Consider the following 2,166-nt stretch of genomic DNA (forward strand, 5'->3'; position numbering starts at 1 on the left):
TACATCGGTATCGCGATCTGGGCGCGGGCGGGAAGCACGAGCGAGTACTACACCGCCGGACGGGGCGTTAACCCCGTCGCCAACGGCATGGCCACCGCGGCGGACTGGATGTCCGCGGCCTCGTTCATCTCCATGGCGGGGCTGATCGCCTTCATGGGCTATGACGCCTCCGTCTACCTGCTCGGCTGGACCGGCGGCTACGTGCTGCTGGCGATGCTGCTGGCGCCGTACCTGCGCAAGTTCGGCAAGTTCACGGTGCCGGAGTTCATCGGCGACCGCTTCTACTCCAAGACCGCCCGCATCATCGCCGTGGTCTGCCTCATCGTGGCCTCGCTGACCTACGTCATCGGCCAGATGAAGGGCATCGGCGTGGCGTTCTCGCGGTTCCTGGAGACCGACTACGCCACCGGCCTGCTCATCGGCATGGCGATCGTGTTCTTCTACGCGGTCATCGGCGGCATGAAGGGCATCACCTACACGCAGATCGCGCAGTACGTGGTGCTGATCTTCGCCTACACCGTGCCCGCGGTGTTCATCTCCCTGCAGCTCACCGGCAACCCCCTGCCCCAGCTCGGCCTCGGCGGGTCGCTGGAGGTCGGCGGCGCCCAGGGCCAGCACCTGCTGAGCACACTGGACCAGATACTCGTCGACCTCGGGTTCGACCGGTACACGGCCATGCAGGAAGGCAACACCTTCAACATGATGATGCTGGCCATGTCGCTGATGATCGGCACCGCCGGTCTGCCCCACGTCATCGTGCGCTTCTTCACCGTCCCGCGGGTGCGTGACGCACGCAAGTCCGCCGGCTGGGCGCTGGTGTTCATCGCGATCCTCTACACCACGGCCCCGGCGGTGGGCGCGATGTCCTACTACAACCTGATCAACACGGTGAAGGACGGCACACCGACCCAGGTCGAGGCCAGCCTGCCCTACGAGCAGCGGCCCCAGTGGTTCAAGAACTGGGAGCAGACCGGTCTGCTGAGCTGGGACGACAAGAACGGCGACGGGCAGATCCAGTACTACAACGCCGACAACCCGGCGTTCTCCAGCGAGGCCGAGCAGCTCGGCTGGCAGGGCAACGAGCTCACCGTCGACCGCGACATCATGGTCATGGCCAACCCGGAGATCGCCAATCTGCCCAACTGGGTGATCGCGCTGGTGGTCGCCGGCGGTCTCGCCGCGGCACTGTCCACGGCGGCCGGCCTGCTCATGGCCATCTCCTCGGCGGTCTCCCACGACCTCATCAAGGGCGTGTTCAACCCTCGCATCAGCGAGAAGGGCGAACTGCTCTCGGCACGGCTGTCCATGGCCGGCGCGGTCCTGGTGGCCGGTTACCTAGGCCTCAACCCACCGGGCTTCGCCGCCCAGGTGGTGGCACTGGCCTTCGGCCTCGCCGCCTCCTCGCTGTTCCCGGTGCTCATGCTCGGTATCTTCAACAAGCGCATGAACAGCGCCGGTGCCATGACGGGCATGATCGTGGGCCTGACCACCACGCTGGTGTACATCTTCACGTACAAGGGCTGGTTCTTCGTGCCGGGCACCAACATGCTGCCCAACACCGCGGAACACTGGCTCCTGGGCATCCAGCCGGAGTCCTTCGGGGCGCTCGGCGCGCTGCTCAACGTGATCGCCGCCGCGCTGGTCTCCCGTGTGACGGCCCCGCCGCCGGAGCACATCCAGCAGCTCGTCGAGGACGTCCGCGTCCCCCGCGGCGCGGGTGGGGCCACCGGCCACTGAGCCGGCAGCCCACGACGACAGCGACGAAAGGGCCCTGCGGGGCCCTTTCTCTTTGTGGTGACCAAATAGGTGGAAGCTGCGGCCGTGCCCGATGCACTTGCCTGGCCGGCTCCCCGCAGGCGCCACTCTCCAGCCCGGCGACGGTCGATTGCCTTCGAGCGATCGCTTCACGGCATATTCGGCTGGGATGTCGGCTGCCGGGAGCAGCCGACCTACAGCAGAGGCTGAACCGCCGCGGTGGAATCCAACGGCCCCCGGGGCGATGTCGGAGACGGGAAGGCGCTGCCCGGGACGCTGGGGGCGCGGGGCCCTCCGGAACAGGCCCTAGAGCTGGAAGCGCACCGCGAGCCGGCGCTGGATATCCCGGCCCTGCCGCAGGGCCTCGCGGAGTACGCGCTGGTCCAGCGGGTTGAGCTCCCCCGGCGCCAC

The 2,166-nt window shown here is 67.7% G+C and carries 1 protein-coding gene; it reads left to right on the forward strand.

Features of this window, described 5'->3' with window-relative positions; genetic code table 11:
* A partial coding sequence (locus G7A99_RS18460; RefSeq protein WP_205599916.1) for a sodium:solute symporter family protein occupies nt 1-1,737 on the forward strand: 1,737 nt, incomplete at its 5' end.
* Nucleotides 1,738-2,166: the final 429 nt, after the last annotated feature.

The organism is Arhodomonas sp. KWT (assembly GCF_010993615.1).